General features: G+C 47.8%; 25 protein-coding genes and 1 riboswitch. Of the genes, 22 read left to right on the top strand and 3 right to left on the bottom strand.

Features of this window, described 5'->3' with window-relative positions; translation table 11 throughout:
* Positions 1-140: 140 nt before the first annotated feature.
* The 16 genes from BN1546_RS12175 to BN1546_RS12250 all read left to right on the top strand — a co-directional run bounded on the left by BN1546_RS12175 (position 141) and on the right by BN1546_RS12250 (position 17,248).
* On the top strand, positions 141-758 hold the full coding sequence (locus BN1546_RS12175; protein ID WP_016822598.1) for a xanthine phosphoribosyltransferase: 618 nt from the start codon (positions 141-143) through the stop codon (positions 756-758).
* Positions 752-2,059, top strand: coding sequence for a nucleobase:cation symporter-2 family protein (locus BN1546_RS12180; protein ID WP_040102547.1), 1,308 nt, complete (start codon positions 752-754; stop codon positions 2,057-2,059). The genes BN1546_RS12175 and BN1546_RS12180 overlap by 7 nt, the downstream gene beginning before the upstream one ends.
* A gap of 733 nt (positions 2,060-2,792) precedes the next feature.
* A riboswitch (cobalamin riboswitch) is annotated at positions 2,793-2,997 on the top strand.
* Positions 2,998-3,215: 218 nt separating this feature from the next.
* On the top strand, positions 3,216-4,799 hold the full coding sequence (locus BN1546_RS12185; protein ID WP_090737670.1) for an ABC transporter substrate-binding protein: 1,584 nt from the start codon (positions 3,216-3,218) through the stop codon (positions 4,797-4,799).
* 15 nt (positions 4,800-4,814) lie between these two features.
* The gene (nikB, locus tag BN1546_RS12190; protein WP_090737672.1) at positions 4,815-5,744 is read left to right on the top strand and encodes a nickel ABC transporter permease; all 930 of its coding nucleotides are present in this window, start codon (positions 4,815-4,817) and stop codon (positions 5,742-5,744) included.
* Between the two features lie 14 nt (positions 5,745-5,758).
* Positions 5,759-6,574 carry a nickel transporter permease gene (gene nikC, locus BN1546_RS12195; RefSeq protein ID WP_013373745.1) on the top strand — a complete coding sequence of 272 codons (816 nt, stop codon included), beginning with the start codon at positions 5,759-5,761 and terminating at the stop codon, positions 6,572-6,574.
* On the top strand, positions 6,574-7,479 hold the full coding sequence (locus BN1546_RS12200; protein WP_090737674.1) for an ATP-binding cassette domain-containing protein: 906 nt from the start codon (positions 6,574-6,576) through the stop codon (positions 7,477-7,479). Before nikC (BN1546_RS12195) ends, BN1546_RS12200 begins: the two co-directional genes overlap by 1 nt.
* Positions 7,476-8,255: an ABC transporter ATP-binding protein gene (locus BN1546_RS12205; RefSeq protein ID WP_090737676.1), complete on the top strand. Its 780-nt coding sequence runs from the start codon at positions 7,476-7,478 to the stop codon at positions 8,253-8,255. Before BN1546_RS12200 ends, BN1546_RS12205 begins: the two co-directional genes overlap by 4 nt.
* A gap of 142 nt (positions 8,256-8,397) precedes the next feature.
* On the top strand, positions 8,398-10,023 hold the full coding sequence (gene nikA / locus BN1546_RS12210; RefSeq protein ID WP_090737678.1) for a nickel ABC transporter substrate-binding protein: 1,626 nt from the start codon (positions 8,398-8,400) through the stop codon (positions 10,021-10,023).
* A 46-nt stretch (positions 10,024-10,069) separates the two neighbouring features.
* On the top strand, positions 10,070-11,014 hold the full coding sequence (nikB, locus tag BN1546_RS12215) for a nickel ABC transporter permease subunit NikB (RefSeq protein ID WP_090737680.1): 945 nt from the start codon (positions 10,070-10,072) through the stop codon (positions 11,012-11,014).
* A complete protein-coding gene (nikC, locus tag BN1546_RS12220; protein WP_090737682.1) occupies positions 11,014-11,844 on the top strand; it encodes a nickel ABC transporter permease subunit NikC in 831 nt (276 codons plus the stop codon). The genes nikB (BN1546_RS12215) and nikC (BN1546_RS12220) overlap by 1 nt, the downstream gene beginning before the upstream one ends.
* A gap of 19 nt (positions 11,845-11,863) precedes the next feature.
* Positions 11,864-12,685, top strand: a complete 822-nt coding sequence (gene nikD / locus BN1546_RS12225; RefSeq protein WP_090737684.1) for a nickel import ATP-binding protein NikD — start codon at positions 11,864-11,866, stop codon at positions 12,683-12,685.
* A gap of 41 nt (positions 12,686-12,726) precedes the next feature.
* Positions 12,727-13,536: a nickel import ATP-binding protein NikE gene (gene nikE, locus BN1546_RS12230; protein WP_013373736.1), complete on the top strand. Its 810-nt coding sequence runs from the start codon at positions 12,727-12,729 to the stop codon at positions 13,534-13,536.
* A 140-nt stretch (positions 13,537-13,676) separates the two neighbouring features.
* Positions 13,677-14,486 carry a transporter substrate-binding domain-containing protein gene (locus tag BN1546_RS12235; protein ID WP_013373735.1) on the top strand — a complete coding sequence of 270 codons (810 nt, stop codon included), beginning with the start codon at positions 13,677-13,679 and terminating at the stop codon, positions 14,484-14,486.
* Positions 14,487-14,516: 30 nt separating this feature from the next.
* The gene (locus tag BN1546_RS12240) at positions 14,517-15,233 is read left to right on the top strand and encodes an amino acid ABC transporter permease (protein WP_090737686.1); all 717 of its coding nucleotides are present in this window, start codon (positions 14,517-14,519) and stop codon (positions 15,231-15,233) included.
* 4 nt (positions 15,234-15,237) lie between these two features.
* The gene (locus BN1546_RS12245; RefSeq protein ID WP_090737688.1) at positions 15,238-16,005 is read left to right on the top strand and encodes an amino acid ABC transporter ATP-binding protein; all 768 of its coding nucleotides are present in this window, start codon (positions 15,238-15,240) and stop codon (positions 16,003-16,005) included.
* Between the two features lie 229 nt (positions 16,006-16,234).
* Entirely contained in the window at positions 16,235-17,248 is a 1,014-nt protein-coding gene (locus BN1546_RS12250) for an asparaginase (RefSeq protein WP_044786650.1), read from the top strand.
* Between the two features lie 38 nt (positions 17,249-17,286).
* Here the strand turns inward: BN1546_RS12250 and BN1546_RS12255 are convergent, their stop codons facing one another.
* Positions 17,287-18,234, bottom strand: a complete 948-nt coding sequence (locus BN1546_RS12255; protein WP_090737690.1) for a Gfo/Idh/MocA family protein — start codon at positions 18,232-18,234, stop codon at positions 17,287-17,289.
* A gap of 112 nt (positions 18,235-18,346) precedes the next feature.
* On the opposite strand from BN1546_RS12255, the gene BN1546_RS12260 reads away from it, so the two are divergent.
* On the top strand, positions 18,347-19,306 hold the full coding sequence (locus BN1546_RS12260) for a helix-turn-helix transcriptional regulator (RefSeq protein ID WP_090737692.1): 960 nt from the start codon (positions 18,347-18,349) through the stop codon (positions 19,304-19,306).
* A gap of 42 nt (positions 19,307-19,348) precedes the next feature.
* On the opposite strand, the gene BN1546_RS12265 is transcribed toward BN1546_RS12260, so the two are convergent.
* On the bottom strand, positions 19,349-19,594 hold the full coding sequence (locus BN1546_RS12265; protein ID WP_013373729.1) for a DUF6953 family protein: 246 nt from the start codon (positions 19,592-19,594) through the stop codon (positions 19,349-19,351).
* Positions 19,595-19,805: 211 nt separating this feature from the next.
* On the opposite strand from BN1546_RS12265, the gene BN1546_RS12270 reads away from it, so the two are divergent.
* The gene (locus tag BN1546_RS12270) at positions 19,806-21,206 is read left to right on the top strand and encodes a helix-turn-helix transcriptional regulator (RefSeq protein ID WP_090737694.1); all 1,401 of its coding nucleotides are present in this window, start codon (positions 19,806-19,808) and stop codon (positions 21,204-21,206) included.
* A gap of 206 nt (positions 21,207-21,412) precedes the next feature.
* Here the strand turns inward: BN1546_RS12270 and BN1546_RS12275 are convergent, their stop codons facing one another.
* Positions 21,413-23,155 carry an ABC transporter substrate-binding protein gene (locus BN1546_RS12275; protein ID WP_090737696.1) on the bottom strand — a complete coding sequence of 581 codons (1,743 nt, stop codon included), beginning with the start codon at positions 23,153-23,155 and terminating at the stop codon, positions 21,413-21,415.
* A gap of 147 nt (positions 23,156-23,302) precedes the next feature.
* Between BN1546_RS12275 and BN1546_RS12280 the strand changes: the two genes are divergently transcribed.
* From BN1546_RS12280 to BN1546_RS12290, 4 genes are all read left to right on the top strand, one after another.
* The gene (locus BN1546_RS12280; RefSeq protein WP_040102561.1) at positions 23,303-24,817 is read left to right on the top strand and encodes a DUF4153 domain-containing protein; all 1,515 of its coding nucleotides are present in this window, start codon (positions 23,303-23,305) and stop codon (positions 24,815-24,817) included.
* A gap of 13 nt (positions 24,818-24,830) precedes the next feature.
* Positions 24,831-25,397 (top strand): hypothetical protein, encoded by a 567-nt coding sequence (locus BN1546_RS12285; RefSeq protein WP_040102562.1) that lies wholly within the window; start codon positions 24,831-24,833, stop codon positions 25,395-25,397.
* Positions 25,398-25,406: 9 nt separating this feature from the next.
* The gene (locus BN1546_RS27305; protein WP_176702310.1) at positions 25,407-25,565 is read left to right on the top strand and encodes a hypothetical protein; all 159 of its coding nucleotides are present in this window, start codon (positions 25,407-25,409) and stop codon (positions 25,563-25,565) included.
* A 214-nt stretch (positions 25,566-25,779) separates the two neighbouring features.
* Complete coding sequence (locus BN1546_RS12290; RefSeq protein WP_090737698.1) at positions 25,780-26,217, top strand: hypothetical protein; 438 nt, start codon at positions 25,780-25,782, stop codon at positions 26,215-26,217.
* Positions 26,218-26,265 lie beyond the last annotated feature (48 nt).

Genomic DNA, 26,265 nt, shown 5'->3' on the forward strand with positions numbered 1-26,265 from the left:
TTTTATTTGTGCGCCAATCCGTCAGGGATTACGACCCCAAGGACAGGCTTCACTTGAGAAACGACTCAAGGGAGCTTGTCCTTTTTTGGTTTTAGCAGGTTTTATTCTATTTTAAAGTACAGAGGAGCGATATTCGCATAATGAAAGCTTTGGAAGAACGTATTCGTCAAGAGGGACAGATTTTATCCGATACGGTGTTAAAGGTAGATTCATTTTTGAATCATCAGGTGGATACAGCATTAGCATTGGAGATTGGCAAGGAGTTCGCACGCCTGTTCGGCAGTGCTCCGATTACCAAGGTACTTACCATTGAAGCTAGTGGCATTCAATTTGCGATGGCTACTGCTATTGCCTTGGGGGTACCGTTCATTTATGCGAAGAAGAAGAAGGCGATCACGCTGAATGAACAGGTATACTTCGCAGAGGTTCATTCATTCACTCGGCAGGAAACCTATCAGGTGAGCATTTCCCAAAAATATCTCGATGCTAGCGACCATGTACTGATCGTGGATGATTTCTTGGCTACTGGTGCAGCTTTGGTCGGACTTACGGATATTGTGAAGGAAGCAGGAGCGGAACTGGCCGGAGTCGGCTGTGTAATTGAAAAGAGCTTTCAGGAAGGTCGCGGGCTGTTGGAGCAAAGGGGCATTGCTGTACGTTCTCTTGCGCGTATCGCTTCCATGGCACCGGGCGAAGTCCATTTTATAGAGGAAGCTGGCACGGTGATTCCTCCCGTTAAGGAGAATGTGGGATGTTAAGTAAACAAAAATTATTTGCGCTGGGCTTCCAGCATGTCATGGCGATGTACGCCGGAGCCATTGCTGTTCCTCTGATTGTAGGGGGAGCACTTCACCTGACGCCAGCCCAGATGGCCTATCTAGTGGCTGCTGATTTATTCACTTGCGGGATTGCTACATTATTACAGATTATGGGCACACGCTTTTTTGGAAGTAGATTGCCTGTCATTTTGGGCTGTACGTTTACGGCAGTAGGACCCATTATCGCAATTGCTTCGACCTCAAATCTGGCGACAGCGTACGGTGCCATCATTTTGTCCGGTATATTTGTGGTGCTTGCGGCACCGCTATATGGCAAACTGTTACGCTTTTTCCCAACAGTGGTTACCGGCTCGGTCGTTACGATTATCGGTCTATCCCTTATTCCGGTGGCGATGAACAATGTAGCGGGTGGTCAGGGCAGCGCGGATTTTGGACAGCCGCGTAATTTGCTGCTGGCACTGGTTACACTACTGGTTATTCTGCTTGTCAATCGAGTAGCTAAGGGCTTTTTACGCTCGATTTCCGTACTTATTGGTCTGTTCGCAGGTACTGTAGTCGCCTATGCGATGGGAATGGTGCATTTTGCTCCCGTAGCGGATGCTTCATGGGTGAGTATTGCGCAGCCGTTTTATTTTGGCAAGCCAGAATTCAGCATTATGGCGGTATGCACGATGATTATCGTCAATATTGTCAGCATGGTCGAGTCTACGGGGGTTTATCTGGCAGTAGGTAAAGCGATTGATCAGAAGGTGGAACAAAAGCAAATCGTCAATGGACTTCGTTCGGAGGGGCTCGCGATTATGCTGGGCGGTATTTTTAATGCGTTCCCTTACACGGCCTTCTCGCAAAATGTGGGTCTGATCTCGCTAACTCGCGTCAAATCGCGTAACGTTATTTTTGCTGCGGGCGGCATCATGGTCGTTCTCGGTTTGCTGCCTAAGCTGGCTGCCTTGACGACAGTGATTCCTAACGCTGTGCTGGGCGGGGCAATGATCGTCATGTTTGGCTCGGTTGCTGCATCAGGTATGTCTATTTTGTCAGAAGTAGATCTGCGGAAGGAAAGCAATCTGCTGATCGCAGCATGCAGTATTGCTGTAGGCCTAGGCTCAGCTGTTCTGCCGCAAATGTTTGACCAACTGCCTAGCTTTGCCAAAATGCTGCTGCAAAATGGTATTGTATCGGGCTCGATTACGGCAATTGTCTTGAACATCGTTTTGGCAAGAAAACAAGCTGAATCGGTCAAAGGCGTAAATGTCTCGGAGGTTCCACAGAAGGTTTGATGAATAGGAAATAGATAAAAACAGCCGGAAAGAGGACGTAGCCTCTTTTCCGGCTGTTTGGCATGGGGTTACCAAGAGCAGGTTATTTATTAAGCAACATGAAGTTATTGATAACCCCCCTCTTGTATGAAAATGGAGGATTGAGAACCTACTAGAAAAGTTTGCTAGAGTAGTAGGAAGAGGAATGGTATAATCTAAACTATGGATTTTGAATAGTGGTGGATGTTTTCGGACCACGGTGCAGCTTCCCGAAAGGGGGTGAAGCCGATGGTCACACTTGTGTCGTGCTACGATGTGTTGCGTTGGATGGTTACGTTACTAAGCCTGGTGTTTAGTATTCGTAAACTTTATCGCTGGCTGCGTCGGAAATTTCGGAACAAGCGAAAACCCACCGCTTGATTAGGTTAGGCGCCTAACGGTGGGTTTAGCTAAGCATTTAGCGCGCCGTGGTGATCCACAGCCTTTCAAATCCTAGGAGTCTTTGCCGTTGGCGCGGCGAAGGCTCTTTTTAGTATACGGATACGGTGGATATCTCTATACCTAATTTTAGCACGTGAATTGCGTGCATGCAATGAATAGTCACAGCCTTGATTCTCATCGTATCATTCAAATTTAAAATATTACGCTGCATTTGTTGACAAGCCAGTAGCAACAAAATAAGATAATCCTAATTCGTAATAAAAAGGAATAAAGGAAGAAAACAGGTGTGAGCCGGACAACTCTATATACGAGGTTTTGTTGAGACGATGTAGATAGTTGTTGAGCGTGTTCACTTAAAAGGGAAGTTCGGTAGATTCCGACACGGACCCGCCACTGTATACAGGCATCAGCAGGGTACTGCTGGAGCTTTCAGAATAGCCACTGGAACTGTGAGGAACCGGGAAGGCCTGAAAGATAAGCCTGGAGTCAGGAGACCTGCCTGTTTTGACATCACTGTCAGACCCACGGGATGCTGGGGAGGTGGTTAGGCGTGCTGCATACGGAATGTCTGAAACCGATCTGATCCCTTCTATGTTTTTGGAGTTGGCTTTGAGGTGAGTTTTGACATTTTATAATGAAAGCATTTCTGACTGCTGGTCAAGTGGTTGGGAATGCTTTTTTCGCGTTTTGCGTTAGGTTTATACGATATTTTACAAGATAGAGGAGGAAATGTGGGATGATAGGCAATCGTAATAGGCGTTCATGGTTCATATGTACAGGATTGCTGCTGCTGATGGCAGTTATGGCTCTTTCGGGATGCGGCACAGCCACGAAGACGGAGGATAGCTCAGGCAAGGGTGAGAATACTCCTGCACAACAGACTCCAGCAGGTAAAAAGCTGGTGATGGCGTATACGTGGAAACCGTCAGGCGTCGATCCGCATGGAGACAATAGCTGGGATGTGATGCGTTCCGGTGCCGGTGAGACACTCATTCGTTTGAATGAAAAGTTGGAGCCTGTGGCTTGGCTAGCCAAGGAATGGAAGCACGACAGTCCTAACGTGTGGACGTTCAGCTTGCAGGATAAGGTCACTTTTCATGATGGAAAGAGTATGGATGCAGTAAGCGTAAAAGCATCTTTGCTGCGCTCTATCGAGAAAAGTCACCTGGCGAAGGATTTACTGGATGTGAAGTCCATTGATGTAAATGGCCCGCTGACGTTGAAAATTACGACAAACCAACCGAATGCAGCGCTGGCATCCAATCTGGCTGATCCGTCAACAATCGTGCTGGATGTGGCATCCATGAAAGATGAGCAGAGCTACCCTGCGATGACAGGTGCTTTTAAAATTAAAGCCTTTAACAAGGATCAATCCTTGGTCGTAGAGCGTTATGACGGATATTGGGGCGAAAAGGCACGACTGGCTGAAGCAACGATGAAATTCATTACGGACGGTAATTCGCGCCTGATGGCGTTGCAATCCGGTGAGGTGGATGTAGCGACGGATATTCCGGTAGATAACGCAGAGGTATTAAAAAAGAACGACAAGCTACAAGTGCTGTCGGCTCCGTCCTTGCGTACCCATATGATTGTGTACAACATGGAATCGTCTGTGTTCAAGGATGCGACCAACCGTAAGGTGGTGGACAGTCTGATTCCGCGCGCATCCATTGTGAGCGCCGTCATGAGGGGCTACGGTACGGAAGCAAGCAGCCCGTTTCCGAGTATCCTTCCCTTCGGTAAGATTGAGCGCAAAGCATTGAACGGAACGGCAGAGCAGTTGTTGACGAAGGATGGCTGGCAAAAGGATGCCCAAGGCACATGGTCCAAGCAGGGCAAGCCATTCGAGGTTACGCTGCTGACCTTCCCTCAGCGTCCGGAGCTATCCGTCATGGCTGAGGTTATTCAGAGCCAGTTGCTGAATGAGGGAATCCAGGTCAAAATTCGCAAGGTGGAAAATATCGACGAGGCGTTGACCAAAAACGATTGGGATTTTGCTATGTACAGCATGCTCACGGCCCATACAGGGGAACCGCAGTATTTTATGGACATGTTCTACTCCTCTACAAGTGAAGCTAATGTAAGCCGTTATGCTTCCAAACCGCTGAAGGATATTCTTCACAACCTGAAGTTGGCAAAGGATACCGCACAGCGTAATGCGGTAACACTGCAAGCGCTGGATATCATCAATACAGACTTGCCGCAGTCGTTCATTGTACACCCTGACAATGTGTTTGGCGTGAAAAAAGGGGTAGAGGGCTTTACGCCGCATCCGATCGAGTATTACTACATTACAGCGCAATCTGATATTGCTGAATAACGAGCTACGTATCCTATGATTCGTTTTATACTGGAACGTGTGGCGCAGCTGCCCATCATTGTATTCGTTGTATCCACGCTGACTTTTGTACTGATGAGGCTGGCCCCTGGTGACCCTGCCCTCATTTTGCTCACCGCGCATAATGTTCCTGCTTCTGGGGAGGCGCTGACCGCGCTGCGAAACGAACTGGGCTTGAATGAGCCGCTTCATATTCAATATGTGAACTGGCTGCGGGATGTGTTCACGGGACATTGGGGAACCTCATATGTGTCCAAGGAGTCGGTGCTAAACGAACTGTGGAGCAGACTGCCCGCTACGGTGGAGCTAGCTTTGGCGGGCTTTGCCGTCATGACGGTGCTTACGCTTGGGATGGGGCTGGCTGCCTCGCTAAAAGTCAGCGGTCCACTAGATCGTCTGGGCAGGCTGTTCGCTTTGCTGGGATCGTCGATCCCTTCTTTTTGGCTTGGTTTTCTGCTGATCTATCTATTTTCCGTTCGCTTGGGCTGGCTCCCATCCATGGGAAGGGAGGACTGGACACATTTAGTACTCCCAGCGCTGACGCTTGGTGCAGGATTGGGAACGGTGCAAGCTCGTCTATTGCGTGCTCAAATGCTGGAGCTGAGTGACCGCAATTTTGTGAAAGCAGCGAGGGCTCGTGGTTTTTCCCGTATGCATATTCTCTTTTTTGAGCTATTTAAACATGCCGTTCTGCCAATGATTACGCTGTTAGGTACGAATCTATCATTTATGCTGGCAGGTAACGTCATCGTAGAGACCATTTTTTCATGGCCAGGGTTGGGCAAGTATTTTATAGATGCAATTACGCAGCGGGATTACCCGGTGATTCAGGGATATGTTATGTTTGCCGCATTTTTAATTGTAGGTGTTCAGTGTTTGGTGGATGTGGTCCAGACGGTGATAGATCCAAGGCTGCGTTTGCGTTAAGGGGGAAGCGAAAAATGAAAAAGATACGGCTTTCCTTTAGAGGAAGCTTGCTGACAGGGGGCGCACTGTTTGGCCTGATCGTGCTGCTCGGATTGCTGGCTCCATGGGCCGCCCCTCATGATCCTCTGCATGTGGACCTTCTGAACCGTTTGGCACCACCCAGTCGGAAGTATCCTTTTGGTACGGATCATCTGGGTCGGGATGTGCTGTCACGGCTCATTTACGGGATTCGGACGAGTGTGCTAATCGCTTGTGCGATTACGGTAGCTACGCTGTGTATCAGTCTGCCCACAGGCTTGCTCATTGGTTATGTGCGAGGGCGCGTGGATCAGTTGATTATGCGGGGAATCGACGGCGTACTGGCTTTTCCTGATATTATTTTAACGGTAGCGATTGTGGGTATTTTGGGGCCGGGTTTCGTCAACATGACCCTAGCGATTATTGCGGTACGGTGGGCGGGCTATGTCCGCTATATCCGTAGTTTGGTTCAAAAAGCTTGCCAGGAGGACTATGTACGGTATGCCCGTTTGTTCGGTAATTCACACGTGCGCATACTAAGGCGTTATGTATTGCCACAAGTATGGCCGCAATTGTTGGTTTATACGGTATGGGATATCGGACGCGTGGTGTTAATGATCGCTGGGCTCTCCTTTCTTGGACTGGGTGTACAGCCGCCCAAGCCAGAGTGGGGTGTGATGCTGCATGATGCAACCTCGTATTTTCAGGTGGCTCCGCATGTTATGATCTTCCCGGGTTTGGCGATTATGCTATTTGTGCTTGCCTGCCAGCTTCTGGGTGATCATTTTTCGGAAAAGGAGGCGGCAAAATAGTGGGGGAGCGACCAGTCACGGGGCGAAAGGACACGATAGAGCAAGCATACATGCAAAAACCGTTGTTACACGTGGAACATTTGGAGATTTGCCGTACAGGTGTAAGAGCCAGCGGAAGCGAAAGCAAACCGCTATTACGGGATGTGAACTTTTCCGTCTACCCAGGGGAAATTGTAGCCTTGACTGGGCCAAGTGGATGCGGCAAAAGCCTGACCGCACACGCAATCGCGGGTATGCTGGACCCAGGTGTTGGTGTTACGCAAGGGTGCATCTACTATAACGGGGAAGACATTATCCCGTTCCATGAACAGCGCTGGCAAAGACTGCGCCGTGGGGAAATTGCCCTGCTCATTCAGCAATCACTGAGCGGGCTGAATCCGATCCGTACCGTCCGCGCCCAGCTGACGGATACGCTTAGACTGAACGGGGGGCGCCTGATGCACGCCCAGAAGGAGCTGGGGCAAGCTGATGCTGCCCCGTCCCACACTGCATCGCAGCCCCAGGGCGTGCTGTCACGGATGCGGGAGATGTTGAACCGTGTCACGGAGCTGTCTGGAGGCCGTATTATTCCAGGGCAGGAAGCCTATTTGTGTTCTCTGCTCCGCAAGGTCGGTTTTGCCGATCCTGAGCATATTCTGTCATCCTATCCTTTTGAACTAAGCGGAGGTATGTGCCAAAGGGTACTGCTGGCTGCAATGTTAAGCTCTGGTCCGCGCCTCTTTATTGCCGACGAGCCTACTACAGCGCTGGATGTAATCAACCGTGACAAAGTTCTGGCATTGCTTCTACAGTTGAGGGAAGATTTCGATCTCGCGATTTTGTTAATTTCACATGATCGTCAGGGGATAAGCCGCATAGCAGATCGGGTGCTGGAGATGACCCCGGAAGGAAGGATGCACGAGTGATATTGGAATTGAAGAACGTCACCAAAGCTTATCCTGTCCGCAGACGGAGAAAAGGCTGGTTCAACACGAGTCAGGGTGAGCAGCAGGCTATACAGAAAGTGAGTCTGGAGTTACGACAGGGAGAATGCCTTGGATTGGTTGGAGAAAGCGGAAGTGGCAAAAGTACGCTGGCACAGTGTATTCTGGGGCTGGAGTCGTTGACCTCGGGGGAAATCTGGCTGGATCACCAGCCCATACATACTAGAAGGATGAAGGATATTCATTTGTACAAACGAATCCAGTTGGTTGCGCAGGACTCGGCCTCTTCACTGCATCCCCGTATGACCATTCAGGATATTTTGATGGAGCCGATCCGTAACTATTTTCCTAAGCGAAAGGTAAGGGCGCTGGATATCTGCCTTTCCTTACTGGAATCGGTAGGGTTGGAGGCTGACAGTCTGGGAAAATACCCTGCGCAGCTAAGCGGTGGACAAAAACAGCGGGTGTGCATTGCTCGGGCGTTGGCGGTTGAACCAGAAATCATCCTGTTCGATGAATCGGTCGCCAATCTGGATACGACAACTCAGTCTTCCGTGCTAGACATGCTCAAAAGAATGCAGCTCGAACGCCAGCTGTCCTATCTTTTTATCACCCATGATCTTCAGTCCACCCGTACGTTCTGTGATCGGGTTGCCGTCATGGTTCAGGGAGAGATCGTGGAGATATTTGAGGATTGGGATGAAGAACTATTGAAGCATGAATACACGCGTGCCCTATTTCAAACATTGGCGGATTAATCCATAAATTTAATATTATACAAATTCAAAATAAATAATAGCTCTGCTTGCCGAATATTGTTGACAAAATATAATGTGGTACCTATTCTAAATATGATTATGATAATCATTATCACATATATAGAAAAGGGGAAATACATTGATGTCCGTTCGACACCGCAAGACTGCCACCCTTATGTTGGTGACGCTCCTCTTATTATCCGTTATTCTGGGCTGCGCGAAGCAGGAGAACACACCTGCATCCACCTCTACTAACGGAGCTGCCAATGAAAAGTCGATCACGCTATCGTGGCCACGGGATATTGGTACAATGAATCCTCACGTATACAACCCTTCCCAACTTTTTGCACAATCCATGATTTATGAGCCGTTAGTCAGCTACAAGCAAGGAGGCAAGCTGGAGCCTGCTTTGGCTGAATCTTGGACCATATCCAAGGACGGCAAGACATATACGTTTAAGCTGCGTAAAGGTGTGAAATTTTCCGATGGAACGCTATTTAATGCAGCGATTGTCAAAAAGAACTTTGACGCTATTATGAAAAATGAGAAAACGCATAGCTGGCTTGGTATAGTAGGCGTTCTCGACAAAACTGAAGCTGTAGATGACAGTACGTTCCGAATGACGCTCAAAGAGCCATACTACCCGGTTCTTCAGGATCTGTCTGTCGTTCGCCCGTTCCGGTTTTTGGGTGAAGCCGGGTTCCCGGATGATGGAGATACGTCCAAAGGAATTAAGAAACCTGTAGGTACAGGACCTTGGATGCTGGATGAATACAAGCAGGATGAGTATGCAACCTTTAAGCGTAATCCGAATTATTGGGGTACTGCACCGAAGGTGGACAAAATTACGGTCAAAATTATTCCCGATGGTGAAACACGTGTAATGGCCTTTGAAAAAGGCGACCTGGATCTGATTTATGGAGAGGGTGTTATTAGCCTGGATGCTTTCAAACAGCTTCGCGACACGAATCAGTATGTTACTACGCTATCCGAGCCTGTTGGCACAAGAAGCCTGTTGCTCAACTCGTCCAATCCGAAGCTGGCAGACCTTCGGGTACGTCTGGCACTCCAGCATGGATTTAACAAGCAGGCGATGGTGGAAGGCGTAACCTCAGGGCTGGAGGAAACAGCGGATACGGTTTTATCCAAAAACTACCCATATACAAATGTGGACTTACAGCCAATAGGCTATGATGTGGAAAAATCCAAGGCATTGTTGGATGAGGCTGGCTGGAAGCTGCCCGCAGGCGGCACAATACGGGAGAAAGACGGACAACAGCTGGATTTTGAGCTGATTTTCGACAAGACCGATCCGATCCAAAAGGCGATGGCTGAAACCATTCAGGCCGAATGGGGAGAGCTGGGTGTCAAAGTGAATCTGACCGGACTGGAGTTGACGGTTCAAATCAAGCGGCTTAGATCCAACCAGTTTGATCTGTATTTCTGGTACAACTATGGTGCGCCTTATGATCCGCATTCCTTTATTAATGTTATTGCCAAGAAGAGCTTCGGAATTTCTGAGGTGCTGAGCGCCCTTCCCATGAAGAAGGATCTGGATCAGCAAGTACACGAAGCACTTTCATCGACAGATGAAACCAAGCGTCAAGAACTGTATGCTTCGATTTTGAAGACGCTCCAAGAGCAATCTGCCATTGTGCCTATTTCGTATATTAAGAAAACGGCAGTGTATCAGAAGAAGATTACTAACTTTGTTTTCCCAGCTAATCGGGATGAAAATCCATTTGAGGGAATTGAAATTGGAAAGTAACTGAAACGGTGAGGTAACGTTAATTTACAGAATAGGAGGACAACTTATGATTAGCTATATCGGGAAGCGAATGGTAGCGGTCATTCCTATTGTTCTCTTTGCCACCCTCGTTACTTTTGCACTCATTCACATTTCACCGGTTGATCCGGCTGAAGCTTACTTGACGGCTGCCCATATTTATCCTACCCCGGAAGTTCTGGAGCAGAAAAGACATGAGTTCGGACTGGATCAGCCATTGCTGACACAGTATATGCATACAATTCAAAGAATCAGTCGGTTGGACTTTGGTACTTCGTATCTGACCAACAAGCCAGTGTGGGGTGAGGTGAAGGCTCGATTGCCTGCCACTGTGGAGCTGGCCTTAAGCAGCATGGCACTATCTATACTGGTGAGCATCCCGTTGGGTGTGTTGGCGGCGATGCGTAAAAATGGCTGGATCGACATGCTGAGTCGGGGGATTTCGTATTTCGGGGCATCTATTCCCCAGTTCTGGCTGGGATATTTGTTAATCTTCTTTTTCTCTGTCCGATTGGACTGGCTACCTGTAGAGGGCCGGGGAACGTGGCAGCATCTGGTGTTACCGACGTTGACTCTGTCGCTGGTTCTGATTGCTTTATATACGCGTCTGTTGCGATCCAGTGTGCTGGAACAGCTTCAGGAAACGTATGTACAGTATGCCAGAACCAGAGGAATACGCGAGCGGGTGATTATGCTCAAGCACATACTCAAAATGGCTATGACTCCGCTAATAACAAGTATGGGCATGAATCTGGGCAAGTTGCTGACCGGAACGATTATTGTGGAGCAGGTGTTTTCATGGCCCGGGTTTGGCCGTTATTTTGTGGAGGCCATTTTTAACCGGGATATTCCTGTCATACAATGCTATGTTTTTTTGGCGGCATGCCTGTTCATCGTATGCAATTTGCTCGTTGATCTGGTGCAGTTGTATATGGACCCCCGAATTTCCTCGAAGGGACGAGCAGAGCAGTGATGATAAGGTTGCGTAAAATGTTCAAGGATCAAAAGGTAATCGTGGTTTGCTCTGTCGTGCTGGCAGCCCTTTTTATCATAATGGCGCTGGCTCCGTGGCTGGCTCCCCATGATCCCGTTAAGGTCAATTTACTGCATAAGCTGGAAGGCCCTTCAAAAGAGTATTGGCTGGGAACGGATCATCTGGGTCGGTGTAATCTATCCCGGCTGCTGTATGGAGCACGAATTTCGCTTGGCTTTGCGACATTAATTTTCCTGTCCTCGCTTAGCATCGGTGTTGTGATTGGATCAGTTGCAGGTTATTTGGGCGGTTGGGTCGATAGTGTACTGATGCGGTTTTGCGAAGGCATTATGGCGTTTCCCAACTTGGTGCTTGTGCTCGGCATTGTCGGTATTTTTGGGCCGGGTCTCATGCAGGTGCTGTTTGCCTTGATGCTGGTGCAGTGGGTGTACTATGCCCGAATGTGCCGCAATATGGTCGTCAGTCTGAAAGAGCAGAATTTTATAGCGGCCGCAAGGATTAGCGGCTCCTCCTCAGGGGCCATTATCCGGCGGCACATCATTCCAAATGTGCTGCGGCCGATTGTGGTCATTGGTACGCTGGAGATGGGCTGGGCGATTATGGATATCTCCGCGTTGTCATTCCTTGGTCTAGGTATCCAGCCGCCGACTCCTGAATGGGGAGCCATGATTCATGAGGGAACGGGATACATCCGCAGTCATCCGGAATTAATGATTTATCCGGGTATCATGATTCTGGTGGTGGTGATGGCCTTCAATATATTGGGGGAGACGCTGTCCGACCGATACGGGATTGCCAAACGTCAGTAAAACAGGAGTGGGGACAACGATGGATGACACGGCCAAGACGCAGGTGCTGGAGGTCAGCGGCTTGCAGGTAAAGCTCAAAACTGATGCAGGGGCGGTATCTCTACTAGAGCCTATCCATTTTGAACTGAAAAAGGGGCAGGTTCTGGGTCTTGTCGGCGAGAGTGGGAGCGGCAAAACAGTAACCTGTAACGCGCTTCTCCAGTTACTGGATCGCCAGACGATGGATGTGGAAGGCAGTGTCCGTCTGAACGGTCGTGAGTTGAACGGAATGACAACTGAGGAGATGCGCCGCATTCGGGGCAAGGAAATCGCTTTTATTATGCAAAATCCGATGAGAGCTTTTACGCCAGTATATACGATTGGGGATCAGTTTATGGAAACGATCCGCGCGCATACCGGATTAACCAAACAACAGGCGCGCGATCTTGCCATAACGGCTCTGGAAAATATGAATCTGCCTGATCCAGCCAAGCTGATGAAGCGTTATTCGTTTCAGTTGAGTGGCGGGATGCTGCAACGGGTCATGATCGCCATTTCCATGTGCCTGCGACCAGCAGTGGTTATTGCGGATGAACCGACAACGGCACTCGATGTGGTCAATCAGCTACAGGTGCTGAGAGAGTTGGATCGCTTGCGTATGGAATATGACACGTCTATTTTGCTGATCTCGCATGATCTGGGTGTCATCTCCCAAATGGCGGATGAAGTGGCAGTGATGCAGCGGGGACGTATTGTTGAGCAGGCAGAGGTTTTTCAGTTGTTCGACCAGCCACAGCATGAATATACGAAAATGCTGCTGCAGGCCAGACCTAAGTTGTCCCTTCAGGGCATAAATCAGTAGGGAGATTAGTTGCCTGTTGGATACTTTCAAAGGGGGAGCGAATGCGTGTGCTGCAAGTGAAGGAAGTAACTCATAGCTATAGAAAGCGCAAATGGCTGGGCCGCTCCGAATCACGTCTCCCTGTGCTCACTGATGTGTCGCTTACCATAGAGAGCGGATTTTGTCTGGGACTGCTGGGAACCAGCGGAGCGGGGAAGAGCACGCTGGGCAAGGTTATTCTGGGGCTGGAGAAGCCGCAGGAGGGTCAGGTACTGTTTCAGGGGCAGGACATCTATAATGGAAGTCCTCAAGTACGCAGGGGATTGCGACGGGATATGCAGGTTGTATTCCAGGACTGCTATTCTGCTGTAAACCCTCGCATGACCGCCGGACAGATTGTCGGAGAGCCTTTGGATAATTACGAGCGGTTATCAGTGCAGGAACAAAAAAGAACGGTAGAAGGCCTGCTGGAGCGGGTGGGTCTCAAGCCGGAGGATCGAAATAAATATCCGCACCAATTCAGCGGTGGACAATTACAGCGGATTAATATTGCACGGGCGATTGCGCTCAGACCCAAGCTGATCGTGCTGGATGAGTCCGTCAGCAGTCTGGATATGGTTCATCAGATGCGCATTTTATCCCTGTTGGAAGAGCTGAAAACTTCATTTGGATTGTCATATCTGTTTATCACGCATGATATTCGAGCGGCTTACGCCGTCTGTGATGGCATTGCTGTGATGGAACAGGGGAGATTAATCGAGCACTGTGATAAGAAAGATCAGATTTTTGAATCTGCTCACCCGGCTGTGCAACGTTTAATTTCGTCCATTTTGCCGGAGCACCCTGCAGACCGTCTTCCACTTCATGAATAACAACTGACCCGCAAGGGTCTTTTTTTGTGCAATATCTGGTTAGATAATCGAAATGAAATTTGCTAGTTGTATTATTTGAATAACTCGTTATAATATAAAATCATAGTAAATTACTTGGATTTCAAAAGGGGATATCACTTATGAAGAAATCTGCTTTAGTAGCAGCGATTGGCCTATCTCTTGTGTTATTAACGGGTGCTTTGAGTGGATGTTCCTCGAAGGAAGCGGCATCAGGAGATAAGGTACTCTATGTGGGGACACAAAATGACTACCCGCCGTTTGCTTTTACGAATGATAAAAACGAGCTGACCGGATACGATGTGGAAGTAGTCAAGGAGATCGATAAGAAGCTGGACGGCTATAAGATTGAATTTGTACCTTCGGGCTGGGATGCGATATTCCTTGCGCTGGATGCGAATAAAGTTCAGATCATCGCAGATGAAGTTGCCAAAAATCCGGAGCGTGAGAAGAAGTATCTGTTCTCGGATGAGTCCTATTTCTCCGCTCAGTCGGTTATTATTGTGAAAAAGGGTAGAACGGATATCCATTCTCTCAAGGATTTGGAAGGCAAGAAGGTAGCCGCCTCGGTAGGGGATTCCTATACGCAGTTACTAGAGCAGTATAATGCGAAGAACGGGAACAAAATTATTTTAAAATATAACGATACAGGCACTTCGTCCGATAACCTCCAAGACGTGCAAAATGGCCGAGTGGATGCTTATGTGAATGATCCAGTGATGGCCGCAGCAACGATCAAGAAGGAAGGCTTGCAGGTGGAAGCTGTGGGCGAGCCTGTGCAAAGCGATAATATCAACCTAGTGTTCAAAAAGGATAAGCAGGGTGAGGAGCTGAAAGCTAAAATCGACCCGATTATTAAAGAGCTTAAAGCGGACGGAACACTGAAAAAATTGTCTGAACAGTGGACAGGCGGAGAATTTATTCCTCAGTAATAACAATGTAAAAAGTAGAGTGGGGTTCCTATGGAAAAGCTGTTTGATTTAGATTATATGCTGAAAAGCCTTCCCCAGATCGTGGAGTATCTCCCTGTTACATTATGGATTGCGTTTGTCTCCATGCTGCTGGGTGCGATCATCGGGTTGGCTACGGCCTTAATCCGGATATACAAGGTGCCTGTCTTGGCGCCCTTGTCTACGTTGTATGTCTCGTACATCCGGGGAACACCGCTCATTGTACAGCTGTTTCTCGTATATTACGGAATACCCAAGTTTTTGTATTATTTTCAGAGCGAATATGGCTTCTTGCAGGAATTCAATGTCTATGTCATTCCGCCCGAGCTGTTTGCGTTGCTTTCATTTTCGTTGAACCTTGGAGGATATTTGTCGGAGACATTCCGGGCAGCGATTCATTCAGTCGATCGGGGACAATTTGAGGCTGCCAATTCCATCGGCATGAGCCAAACACAGATTATGCTCAAAATTGTGTTGCCGCAGGCGCTAACGGTGGCTTTGCCCAATTTGGGAAACACACTGATCAGTACAGTGAAGGATACATCTTTTATTTTTATGATTGGTGTCGTCGATATGATGGGACAGGCCAAAATTATGGGCGCGCGAGCGTTGGCTTTTTTTGAGGTATATGTTGCGGTGTCTTTGATCTACTGGTTGGTGTGCATCATTATTGAGCGCGGGCTTGTTGTGCTGGAGAAGCGTATCCGAATATACGAAAGAAGTGAATAAGGGCATGATTCAACTTCATCAAATTCATAAGCATTTTGGGCAGCATCATGTGTTAAAGGGCATAGACCTGACGGTGGGCAAGGGAGAAGTCGTGGTCATCCTGGGGCCAAGCGGATCGGGGAAGTCTACACTGCTGCGCAGCATTAATTTTTTGGAACAGCCGACCAGCGGTATCATTGAAATTGACGATCTGAAGGTAGATGCGGCCAAGGCCGGAAAAAAGGACATTCTCGGATTGCGGATGGCAACGGCAATGGTATTTCAGCAATATCAGTTGTTTAAAAATTTGAATGCACTCCACAATGTGATGATTGGTCTGACCAGTGTGAAAAAGATGGATCGCAAGCAGGCAAGGGAGATCAGTGAAGGCATTTTGGAAAAGGTCGGGTTAAAGGATCGTATGACCTATTATCCTGCCCAGCTTTCGGGTGGACAGCAGCAGCGTGTTGCGATTGCCCGCGCTTTGGCGCTGAATCCGCAGGTGTTGTTGTTCGATGAGCCGACCTCCTCACTTGATCCTGAGCTGGTGGATGAAGTACTGTCCGTGATTCAAAAGGTGGCGAGTGAAGGCAATACGATGATTATTGTCACGCATGAGCTTGGTTTTGCAAGGGATGTAGCGGATCGGGTCGTGCTGATGGAGCATGGTGCTATTGTGGAACAGGGGCCGGTGGAGCAGTTTTTCAATCATCCGAAGGAAGAACGGACACGGCAATTCCTGGGCAAAGCTTTGGGGCAAAGAACGTTACTGGAGCAACCAGCATCGCCATAAAAGTACGTGAATGGGTTAAAGGTATGTGCAGTGCTGTAGATTCATTGCAACTATCGTAAAAACACGCTAAACAAGTCGCGGGAGGCAGGAAAGTCGGCGCTTGTTTTGTCGTGCTTTTTTAGCCTTACATTCGAAGTTATTTTCCTTTGCAAAGTAGCTAATCACCCTTATTCATGATAAATTCTAAGAACAATAAAGTGAAGTTGTAATCGGGAAGGAACATTGGCAAATGAAAAAGGTTCTGTTCATTAATACCGGAGGAACAATTTCTTCCTCCTATCAGGAAAACGGCCTGACTCCAACCCAATCGGCTGAAAATATTTTGGCTGAAATTCCGGAGCTTCAGGAAATTTGCGAGATTGATGCCTGCAATCTGATGAGCATTGATAGCACCAATACACAACCAGAGGATTGGGCTTCCATCGCTCGGATGGTACATCGTTCGCTCGATCAATACGACGGTATTGTTATTGCCCATGGCACGGATACGATGGCTTACACAGCTTCAGCCCTGAGCTTCATGTTGGGGACTGTGGACAAACCCGTTGTGGTGACAGGTTCGCAGGTATCCATATTGGCCGAGCACAGTGATTCCAAAAAAAATGTAATTGACTCATTCCTGACCGCATGTGGCGAGGTGGCAGGGGTTTTTGTCGTGTTTAATGGCAAAATTATCAACGGTAGTCGCAGCTCGAAAATCAGAACACGCAGCTATAACGCTTTTGAGAGTATTAACTATCCGTACATAGGTCTCGTGGAGAACGGCAAGGTGGTCTATACGGAGGGTGTATTTGCAAATCGTGATACCGTTCGTCACCCATACAATGACGGGTATGCTGCTGAAGTATTTCTGCTCAGGCTGATTCCAGGTACGAATCCCGCGATTTTCGATGCTATTCAGAGTTTGGGCTATAAAGGTATCGTCATTGAGGGCTTTGGCATGGGGGGCGTGCCTTTTAAAGAAAGAAGCCTCATTAGCAAAATTGAGGAGCTGATGAAGGACGGTATGAGTATTGTCGTCACAACTCAATGTCCTTATGAGGGCGGGGACCTGACGATTTATGAGGTAGGTCAGAAGGTACTGGAGAAGGGTGTTATTCCGGGCTATGACATGACAACGGAAGCGCTGGTGACGAAAATGATGTGGGCGTTGGGACAGACGACAGACCCGGCCGGGGTAGCCAAGATTATGGCAACGAACTACGCGGACGAAGTGTCCTTGCCTGCGGATACAGCTTCCTGATAGGAAGCTGATTTCCGTAGGTGCCAGCTACATACCGGCTAACGCCGAGCCTGCTCCAGCCTGTTTTTAATCTCAATGGCCATTTCCAGTGCTTGTACGGCCGACTCCAGGGGAATGAGGCATTCCGCATGTCCGCCAAAGCATTCAAGTGCATGATCCCAACTTTTTTCGTATGGATTGGCAGACTCGAGATTGATTTTTTGCTGTCCTGATGCGGTATACTCAAATAATGCGGTGGGTATAGGATCGTTTTCGTCACTCTCATGAAATACCAGTTTGGCTTTTTCAAAATAAGCTTCATAGGCCACCGTGAAAGGATAGCTTTTCGGCATATGGGAAGAAGCGATGACTTCTGTGAAGGCATCCCGATGCTGAAAATAAGCCCGAACCTGTGCCTGTTCGGGATGGACTACCTCTGTGCCCCACACTGTATATGGATCACAGGGACCCCATAGCCAGGTGAATAAATCCAGTTCATGAATCATGAACTGCGTAGGGATGGAGCTTAGTCCAAGGTCTCCCCACAAGGGAGGGGTTTCTCTTTTCAAGGACAAGGAAATGAGTTTTCCGTATTTTTGTTGGCGATAAGCCTCGTACAGATAGGTATAGGCAGGATCAAACTTAATGAACTGGTTGACCAGAATTTTTTTGCCATATTGCTTCTCAGCTTGTTGCATAAGAAGAGCGTCTTCGAGATGAAAGCAAACCGGTGTTTCACAAAATACATGCTTCCCGTGCTTTAGCGCATCAATGGCATGTGACCTATGCAGGTGGGAGGGCAGGCATAGATCGACGATATCCACGTCCGGATCCAGCAGAATATCCTCTATATTTTGTGTGACTTCTACGTTTAGCTCCTCTTTCAATTTTTGCAGCTTGGTTTCGTTCCTTCCAAATACAATGAGTCTGTTTACCTTGGGATGGTTGTTTAACAGTGAGGCATGATACGCGCCGAATCCCGTCCCCAAAATTCCAATATTCATCATCCATTACACCCCTTTACTTCTATGATACACACCTATTGTTGCCAACAGGGTGTCAACAATCTTTGCATCATCTTTTCATTTCGGGTTAACCATCTATTGTGGAGGTATGATTGTGAGACTGCATCGTCTAATCGCGATTTTATTATGTATCGAATCTAGAGGGAGAATGAAAGCCAGGGAATTGGCGTTGGCATTGGAAACCTCTGTACGCTCCATTTACAGGGATATCGACCTTCTGGCTGAAGCCGGAGTTCCGATTGTTACCGCATCCGGCCCGAAGGGCGGAATTTATTTAATGGACGGTTATACAGCGAATCTGAAACAGTTGAATGGCGGGGATGTCATTCAGTTGTATTTAACGGGGATGGGCATTTATACGGGCGGGTCCACAGAATCGGGTTTGAAGTTAAAGAATACTTTGCTCAAACTGGAACAGACGATGCCGGCCCCATATCAGTCCGATATTAGGAAAGCCAAAGCGCGGTTTTATTTTGATGATACACCGTGGTGGACGGAACGTGTAACGATTCCTTGCCTGGAAGCCGTGAGAGCGGCAGTGTGGGGGTCCTATAAAGTAACTATTCAGTATGAGAAAGCTGACGGCTCTTGTTCTTCTCGCGATGTACATCCCTATGGACTTGTGGTGAAAAAGGGAGATTGGTATCTTATTGCCTTTTGTGAAGTCGGGCAGGAGATTCGGACCTTTAAGTGTGAGAGAATTATAGAGATTCAGCCGTCTGCCGAAGTCTTTGAGGTTCCTGGAGATTTCTCACTGGAACATTATTGGATGAGGCAAGAAAGCACGTTTAAGCAGCTTTGTAGAGAGAAAGAATACTATCCTGTTCTGATCCGAACGACTAAGAAGCAAGCTGGAATACTAGCGAAAAGGATGGAAATCATTCAGTCTGTGCAGGAGGGCAGTCACTTCATTGTAACCGTTAACATGTATAGCTATGAAGCGGCTTGCCGCGATGCGATGGATTGGATCGGCCGGGTTGAAATCGTGGAGCCTGCAATACTCCGACAGTTTGTGAAGGAGGAAATTAGCCGACTCCAGAGGATCTACGGTTAAATCATCAAAAAAACATCTGCCGATAGCAGATGCTTTTGCTTGTTAAGTCCAGGCCCAGAGGAATGCATCACGATCCCAGGCGATTCGGCCACCATGTAGCTTGCGAAATGCCTTTTTGATTTCTTTTTCCAAAGAGACATGACCATGTTCGCTTATAAACACATACTGCTCTCCATATTCAGAGCGTACATATGCAATGGCATCTTCTTGTTTCAAAGTGCCCACTTCACGGATCTGCGCGACCATCCATTGTGCAATTTGTTGTTCTATAGTTGGGGTGTTGTCCATTTGTCGTATCCTTTCCTGCGACCGATTGGGTGTAGCTGTTCAGCTCGCCTTCTGTAGTATACGGCAATTCGGAGAATTATTGAATTTTTTGATATAAATGTACTGATGCAGTTGGCTAAGTGGGCTTTCTTTTGTATAATTAAGGGAATATTCACGGGAATTTTCTTTTTTTGTATTGAAATCATGCAAGTTATCCCTGGGGGTGCCTGATTTGAAGGAAACAACCACTATTCGCGCAGAGCTGGAGCAGTACATCAGACGAGAAGGAATTACGATTAGTAAGTTTGGGGAGAAGACAGGTATTAATGCAGGTACGATCAGTGCCATAATCAACGGTAACCGGCCAATTGCGATGCTGTTGCTGGATCGGATTGCTGCAGGCATGGGGCTTGAAGAAGGGAGCCTCTATGAGCTATACATTGATGAATTTATACGGAATACGGCACCGAATTGGCGACGGGTTCGTCCCTTTTTGCATCGCTGTGCAGAGCTGAATAAATTGGATTGTATTAAGCAAGTCGTGGAGTTTATGATGGACTATCTCATATACGCCCCGGCTTTATTTGAGACAGCGGAGGAATTGTTCAGCGAAGGTAGGTTTGAGGCTGCGGCCATTATTTATAAGAATGTCGCGGAAAGTGAGAAGTATCAACATTCGGAGCGGCTGGCGCTCTGCCAATACCGTTTATTTACGATTTCCGTTGGCGATGATCAGGATGAGAATTTATGGGCAGCCACACATTTTGAAAGCTTTGTGGAGCGATTGGGTGAAGCAGACCAATTAGATGCCTTAAGAGACTTGGCTAATACGTATGCTTCCTTGCGGCGTTGGGATAAAGTAGAATGGTTTGCTGAAAAAATGGCTCAAAAAGCCAAAGTACAATACGAGCAAAAATACGGAAATACCAGAAAATCAGAGCGTGGCAGGGAACCTAAGGGTCCTTTATTTATGTATATTGTATACTCTTATGTGCTGCGAGCCGGGGTGTGGGATGAGCGCGGGGATTATCAGAAGGCGCTGGAATATGTATCCCTGTATTCGGATTTGAGCTGGGTGCAAGAGGATACGGAAGAAGCTCGGCGTCTGAAGGCTCTTTGTAGCAACTGGGCTGAGGCCAACGGGTATTTGTATCAGTTGATGTCCGGCAGCTTGGATGTAATTCCACAGTATGTAGATTATTTGGAAAAAAATGAAGGAGAAATTCTAGTGGGGTTACATAAAATAATGGTAGCGGCTAACCGTTATGATTTTAATGTAGATCATGTACTGCAACACTTTGAAAAACAAATTGAGGCATTTGCAGATCAGCATGCCAAGGTAGGCACCTATACCGAGCAAATGTCAGCAGATCTCTATGCACGATTTTTGGCAGAGATGGCTTGTTACGATCTCAACAAACATCGTTATTCCAAAGGTATGAAATTCCTGCTCGAGAGCCTTTCCTATTCCGTCGTGCTGAATGGTAATCCTGTCACCATCAAATGTGTAGGACTATTTGAAAAGTATCGGCATACTGCCACTTCTGAGGACAAAGAGGAGTATAAAAACTTACTTGGAGAGGTAGAGTACATCCATGATAAAAAAGATCGTTTTTTCTCTGCTCGCATTTAATGTTTTTATCCTATTGCATTTTCCACCCGTCACCCCTCCTATAGAAGACCCAAGCGATGTCCACAGTCATGGGCTGGGGGGATGGGCATTGTCATCTCCTGAACCATTCGCATAGAGGGTCTGGATAACATTAAAAAAGGTATTCTCTTATGAAGAAGAGGATACCTTTTTTATTTGGAAGTGCATTTGAAGGAGCGTCCTTGCCGTCAAGTGAGAGGAGTTGGGAGCTGGGCAGGCGGAAACCATACATGACGCAGATCCACCCAGCCCTGGCTGTTAAAGGATACGCCGCGTACAGTAGGAAGATATGCCGTTTGAACGGGCTTTTCATATAAGATATGCAGCTGGTGCTCATCCATGAGCCGAGTTTCGATATGTTCAAATTGCTGCGCTCTGACGGTATGATCAGCTTCCCGTGCAATTTCGCGCAGCAGTCTTTCGATATCCACGCGGCTATGCGGCTCCACATGTCCGGATACATTAAGATACAGATCAAACAGGCGCAATTGCTCATCACGGTCACGAAACAGAGAAAAGATGATTAAGTCTGACTCTATACGAATCGATGAACTTTTAAATTCATTCATGGATGCGGCCACGATGTTACAGGTATATCCACAGGATTCGAGCTGGGCAGCGACCCGTTCTGCATCCGCTCTATACTCAGGAATGGTGGCAATTTGCAACGCCGCCAGTGGTACACATGAATCGTTAGCGTTAGATGAATCCACTGCTGAAGGAAGGGGGCGATGATCCAGACATGCTACAATCCGAGCACGTATTTCCGGGTTGCGCAGCGGTCCGTCCTTGTGTGTGTTACATGTGATAAATTTGCGCACCGAAGCTGCCGAGTGAATCTGGCTCCATGCGGTATCCGTGTCTCTTGCCAGGATAGGATTATGAATAATGTGAAAAGAGGAAGCGGTGTCTTCCATATCCGACGATTCCAGCTTAGTTGCCCACGGGAGTTGGACGATTTCCACCCGATCTAGATGAGCACGACCTTGAAAATAAGGTGCAAAAGCCTCAAGTAGGCACAGGCTTTCGTTCATTTCCGTGACCTTGAAGGCCCCTGTACCGATAGGACGGACGCCAAATGCGGCTTCACCCACCTGATTAAGCTCACGCGGTACAATTGCAGCCCGGCTGGTACACAGGAAGGATAGAAATAGCTCGTTCGGCTCCTTTAGTACAAAGCGTACCATCGTCGGACTCAACGCCTGAACGTGCTGAATTTGCCGGACGATAAAATGGTAAAGTCTCCTTCCCGGCGCCCGGCTCAGTCGCTCAAAGGTATAAACGACGTCTTCTGCGGTCAGTATTTTGCCGTTATGAAACAGCACTTCTTTACGCAGGAAAAAAGTCCACTGCGTACGAGTAGTGTCCACTTCCCAAGCGTGCGCCAGTCCGGGCAAAATCTCGCCGCTCTCGTTCGCCCGGCGGGCCAGCCCGTCAAAAACATGGCTGGATACGAAGGACTCGGCGAGCCAGTTCAAGTACAACGGGTCCAGCGTATAGAGCTGCTGGCGAATAGGCAGACGCAGCGTGTCGATCTGCTGCTGATCACTGCGCACCTCTGCGTGATGCCCGAAATAATTCAGCAGCCAGCCTTGTAAATGCTCCTGCATGGTGGAGGAGCGTGAATGAGCTCGGATTTCATCCAGTGCGCGTTTGATATCATGGCGGTCTATGGCTTGCATCATGGATTGCACGGCAATGTCTTCCGGCTGAATGAGGAAGCGTAGACTGGAACGGCGGCCTCTGCCTCGGCGGGGAGTCCATTGTATCCAGTCGTGCTGCTCCATTTTCTGAATGATCATCAAGGCGTTGCGGTGGGTGCAGTCAAAAATAGCCGCCAGCTCATCCAGTGTAGTCTCTATGGTATAGTTCTCGTCCCTGTCGTCAGCTGCGTGGGAGTGAAGCCGTAAAAATTGGGCGTGAAGTTTCATTCAGGAATGCTCCGTTTCCCCTATGCTTGAGTAAAAGCGTAACTGCTTTTATAAAATAGGAAATTTTATTTCAATTAATTTCTCTTTATCTTCTTATTTTATCATCTACAATAAGGGTTATAAAGCATAGTTGTGGAGGTATTTACCATGCATGACAAGATGAGTGGATCGTCTTTGCCGAAAGCGTCGTTGTTGTCCGCCTTTGCTGGCGCCATTGTGTTGGCGCTGGTTCATCAATATCTGTTCTTCGGACATGGGCTGGGCGTGTCTATGCCTATTTTTGTTATTGTATTTTACGTGTATATGTATTCCTTTAATCGAGATCGTTGCCGGCCCGTTTCATGGATAGGACGTCTGCTGTTCGTGGTCATTATGATGCTGGCACTGACATATGTGCTGTTCGATAACCCGATCTTCTATGTGTTAAATGCCCTGGCTATAGCTGCTCTGATTAGCGTGCATATGGTGTTGCTGTTCGGGGAAAAAAGGCATGGTTGGTCGGAAATCGGTATTATTGGTCAGGCGCTAAGCCATTGGTTTTATCAAAATTTTCGCCATATCGTGACCCCGTTTCGGATGTTTAAGACGGCAGCCTTTCGGAATGTAAAGGATGAGCGTAAGCGTGTATTGGGTAAAGTGATAATCGGTCTACTTATTGCCTTGCCGTTGCTACTCATTATTATATCTCTGCTGGCTTCGGCAGACGGGATGTTCGAAAAGTTGTTATCTGGCATACCCGCATGGATTGGCACATTGACCTTTGGGAGTGGTTTGCCGCGGCTGATCTGGACCTGCTTTTTTACCTTCTGTTTTTTCTGTTACTTGTGGGGATTTGTACAGCCTGCTCCGCGGAATACGGAGAGAGAGGCTCAGCCAGTAGCAGCAGTACCTTACCACGAGCCGGTCGCGATCAAGTTTGATCCTGTCATTACCGCTACAGTGCTGATTGTCATGAATCTGGTGTATGTTGTGTTCGTCGTGCTGCAGTTCGGATATCTGTTTGGTGCATGGGAAGGAGCTTTGCCAGAAGGAACCTCGTATGCTGAATATGCGAGAAGAGGATTCGGGGAGCTGGTTATGGTAACAGGTATCAACTTTGTGCTGATGATCAGTGTATTGAAGTGGACTGAATTCGGCTCAGGTATAGTGCAAACATTGAACAGTGGCCTGCTGTACATACTCGTTGGTTGTTCGGGTGTGATGCTGTACTCGGGATATACCCGGCTGGTCATGTACGAAGAAGCATACGGCTATACGTATATCCGCTATCTGGTACACGCATTTATGATTTTTCTAGGCCTGTTGCTGCTCGTTGCAGCTGTGCGCATTCATGTCCGCCAGCTTCCACTGGCGAAATATTATATTGTACTCGCTCTAATCGCCTATGTCGTCGTGAATTATGTGGGCATTGATGTACGGATAGCTGAAAATAATCTCGAACGGTATCGTACAACATCGGTGATAGACAAGGAATATTTGAGTGAGCTATCAGCGGACGCGATTCCACTGCTGATTGATTTTAGCCGTAAGGAACATGGAGCGCTGGATGAGTTTTTACAAACCCGCTTGATGAGCATGACGAGAGAAGAATCGAATTGGCCAGAATTCAATTGGGCTAAGTATCGAGCGCAACAGGAATTGCACGACTATATTTTGGAATGAGAGGTGTTTGGGAATGATCGGAACAGATACGACACAGGATATGGTATTGGAGCTACAGGATGAAATGTCACAGTATCAGTATCAATTTGGTGTAAGGCGGAATGATTTTCTCGTGGAGGCTATGTCCTACGGGATGAGTGAGGAGGAAGCCCGTGATTATGCTATCCAGCGTATTGGCCCGGTCGTTCCCGTCACCTGCATCCCTACGTTAGCTCTAGGCAAAGTGAGACCGCTCAGTCCAATGTTGGCAGCGCGGTACCAATATGCAGGGGATTGGAAGGACATCCATGAGCATCTGCTCCTTCCTGATGAAGTGCTGCGAATCGTAGGTACACAGCATTTTCGCAGCTGGATCAGCGATATGCGAAATTACTGGGTAGAATCGGCCCCTTACCGATTCGGGGATGATCGTCTTTCGCTGCTGTCGGTTGCAAGCGAGAAAGAAGGTCACTTTTCCATGCTCGTCTGGAGGGAACCTGGTGAAGAGCCAGAGGTATGGACGTATGCTTCCCAGCATGAATACCGATTCAGTCATTTGCTCCACTGGTTCAAGTGGCTGAACGGGCGCAGTGAAGAATGAGAGGTACAGATGATGAAAAAGAATCATAATTGGATCGTCCTCTTTATTGGCATTGCTGTAATGGTGGGGGTTGCAGACTATTTTACACCCGCTAAGCCTGCGACTACTCCTGAGCTTATCGTTCCAACCGTAATTAGTGAAGAAAGCCTTCAACTAAGTGATGATTAATCAAGCAAAAGCCCTGGTTATCACTGTGAATGGAATCTGAATAGAAAATATAAAAAAAGTTCATTTTCTGTGGTATTGCGTTGTTAAAGTAAGCCGGAAATCACCCTAATAGTTGAGAGGGAATTGAAGCCAACATCAATTGAATGTGGAGCCATTCAGATGTTTAAGCGACTCCGTCATTTCCTCTACAACTTATATTCAGGGGGAATTTTCAATGGCTAGAAGTGCAAGCACATACGCATCTGTAATTGACGGTTTTAAGGTAGAAACGAACAAAAAGTATTCACCGGTAGGTGGAACAAAATGTAATATTTTCGCGCAAGATGTGATGGCTGCGATGTCGGCTTCCTTGCCAGGTGGCTTAGCCAATCAAATGGCTGATGCTTTACTGAATAAAAAGGCGCCAGGCTGGTCCTCTGTAACTTTTCAGGATGCTCAAAAAAGAGCAAATCTCGGGTACCCTACCATCGGGATCAAAAAAGCGGACGGACATGGTCATGTCGTAGTCGTCAGACCGAAGGGATCATCGATCACGATCTTGAAAGAAGTACAGATCGCTCAGGCGGGGACCAAAAATTACAACAGTAATACTATTAATTATTCTTGGGTGGCAGCTGATCTGCTTGGCGTAAAATTCTATACACACGACTAAGTGGTTTGAGATATTGGCAATCTAAACAACCCTGGAAGCAGATCCATT

It is taken from the genome of Paenibacillus sp. Mc5Re-14, assembly GCF_001049835.1.
GTDB classification, from domain to species: Bacteria; Bacillota; Bacilli; order Paenibacillales; family Paenibacillaceae; genus Paenibacillus; species Paenibacillus polymyxa_C.

Excerpts from the sequence above, each read along its gene's own strand:
- BN1546_RS12175 (WP_016822598.1), top strand. The coding sequence starts at position 141 with ATGAAAGCTTTGGAAGAACGTATTCGTCAAGAGGGACAGATTTTATCC.
- BN1546_RS12180 (WP_040102547.1), top strand. The coding sequence starts at position 752 with ATGTTAAGTAAACAAAAATTATTTGCGCTGGGCTTCCAGCATGTCATG.
- BN1546_RS12185 (WP_090737670.1), top strand. The coding sequence starts at position 3,216 with ATGATAGGCAATCGTAATAGGCGTTCATGGTTCATATGTACAGGATTG.
- nikB (WP_090737672.1), top strand. The coding sequence starts at position 4,815 with ATGATTCGTTTTATACTGGAACGTGTGGCGCAGCTGCCCATCATTGTA.
- nikC (WP_013373745.1), top strand. The coding sequence starts at position 5,759 with ATGAAAAAGATACGGCTTTCCTTTAGAGGAAGCTTGCTGACAGGGGGC.
- nikA (WP_090737678.1), top strand. The coding sequence starts at position 8,398 with ATGTCCGTTCGACACCGCAAGACTGCCACCCTTATGTTGGTGACGCTC.
- nikB (WP_090737680.1), top strand. The coding sequence starts at position 10,070 with ATGATTAGCTATATCGGGAAGCGAATGGTAGCGGTCATTCCTATTGTT.
- nikC (WP_090737682.1), top strand. The coding sequence starts at position 11,014 with ATGATAAGGTTGCGTAAAATGTTCAAGGATCAAAAGGTAATCGTGGTT.
- nikD (WP_090737684.1), top strand. The coding sequence starts at position 11,864 with ATGGATGACACGGCCAAGACGCAGGTGCTGGAGGTCAGCGGCTTGCAG.
- nikE (WP_013373736.1), top strand. The coding sequence starts at position 12,727 with ATGCGTGTGCTGCAAGTGAAGGAAGTAACTCATAGCTATAGAAAGCGC.
- BN1546_RS12235 (WP_013373735.1), top strand. The coding sequence starts at position 13,677 with ATGAAGAAATCTGCTTTAGTAGCAGCGATTGGCCTATCTCTTGTGTTA.
- BN1546_RS12240 (WP_090737686.1), top strand. The coding sequence starts at position 14,517 with ATGGAAAAGCTGTTTGATTTAGATTATATGCTGAAAAGCCTTCCCCAG.
- BN1546_RS12245 (WP_090737688.1), top strand. The coding sequence starts at position 15,238 with ATGATTCAACTTCATCAAATTCATAAGCATTTTGGGCAGCATCATGTG.
- BN1546_RS12250 (WP_044786650.1), top strand. The coding sequence starts at position 16,235 with ATGAAAAAGGTTCTGTTCATTAATACCGGAGGAACAATTTCTTCCTCC.
- BN1546_RS12255 (WP_090737690.1), bottom strand. The coding sequence starts at position 18,234 with ATGATGAATATTGGAATTTTGGGGACGGGATTCGGCGCGTATCATGCC.
- BN1546_RS12265 (WP_013373729.1), bottom strand. The coding sequence starts at position 19,594 with ATGGACAACACCCCAACTATAGAACAACAAATTGCACAATGGATGGTC.
- BN1546_RS12275 (WP_090737696.1), bottom strand. The coding sequence starts at position 23,155 with ATGAAACTTCACGCCCAATTTTTACGGCTTCACTCCCACGCAGCTGAC.
- BN1546_RS12280 (WP_040102561.1), top strand. The coding sequence starts at position 23,303 with ATGCATGACAAGATGAGTGGATCGTCTTTGCCGAAAGCGTCGTTGTTG.
- BN1546_RS12285 (WP_040102562.1), top strand. The coding sequence starts at position 24,831 with ATGATCGGAACAGATACGACACAGGATATGGTATTGGAGCTACAGGAT.
- BN1546_RS27305 (WP_176702310.1), top strand. The coding sequence starts at position 25,407 with ATGATGAAAAAGAATCATAATTGGATCGTCCTCTTTATTGGCATTGCT.
- BN1546_RS12290 (WP_090737698.1), top strand. The coding sequence starts at position 25,780 with ATGGCTAGAAGTGCAAGCACATACGCATCTGTAATTGACGGTTTTAAG.